This is a genomic window from Streptococcus suis (assembly GCF_002960425.1).
Classification (GTDB): domain Bacteria; phylum Bacillota; class Bacilli; order Lactobacillales; family Streptococcaceae; genus Streptococcus; species Streptococcus suis_S.
On the sequence record NZ_POIZ01000002.1, the window covers coordinates 1 to 932 of the forward strand.

General features: G+C 42.4%; 1 pseudogene. It reads right to left on the bottom strand.

From position 1 onward, the window contains the following. Positions 1 to 932, bottom strand: a pseudogene (locus C1G57_RS00035) (transposase); the annotation flags it as partial.

Below are 932 nucleotides of genomic sequence, written 5' to 3' on the forward strand. Positions count from 1 at the left end.
AGCTTCGTAAATCTTAATATCTTTCTCAAACCCATTCTGCTCCGTTCTTCGTGAATAATTCTTAAACGAGTAGACAACCCCATCTGGTTTTATCCACTGGTCAGAATCTTCTAAGTAAGTCCAGTTTTCAGGATTGGCATCACTCTTCTTATAGCTTTTCTTCTGCTCTTTCTGATATGTTCCGTAGGGAATCAGAGGTGTTTTCTCCAGGTCATCAACGATAAAGCTATAATTTTCTTCACTTCCATAACCTGCATCCGCGACAATGTGTTGAAAGAGTTCTAGGGTTTGGATGGATTGAAGAAAAGGCTTGAGTGTCCGAGTGTCAGTTGGATTCGGAAACAGTCCGTAAGCTAAGGCAAACTGGCTGTTTGTGCCAAGTTGGAGGTTGTAACCAGGCTTGAGCTGACCATTTTTCATACTCGCTCATTTATTTCAAGGCTCGTGAAGAAACAGTCTCTCCGCAGACTGTTTCTTTCCTCTTTCATCCGCATGAATGTTGCATCGTGATCCGTTTTAGAATAGGAATTTCGCTCTTGTAGAATCTGTTTATCTCGTTCGTACTTCTGTTTCCGAACAAGAAAATCCTCTTTCAACTTTCTCTTTAGTTTCTTAATTCTTCTTCGTTTCTGTCTGTTGGCTGATCCACCTTTAATGACTTTCGGCTCTTGTGAGATAGCTTCTTCCACCTCGTCCAATACTTGTTCGGTTTCTTGTAGGAGTTGGTTTAGTCCCTCGCTAGTGAGGCATTCTTCCTTGGACAAGGCAGTATTCACCCCTTCTTGAACTAGCTTGTCATAAAGGGCAGAAATGTTTCCGTTCAAGGCATCTTCATAGCGTTCAACGGCCTTTTTCCACGTGAAAGAATACTTGTTGGCATCAGCTTCTACCTTGGTCCCGTCAATGAAGAGGGCCTCATCTTCAATCAATCC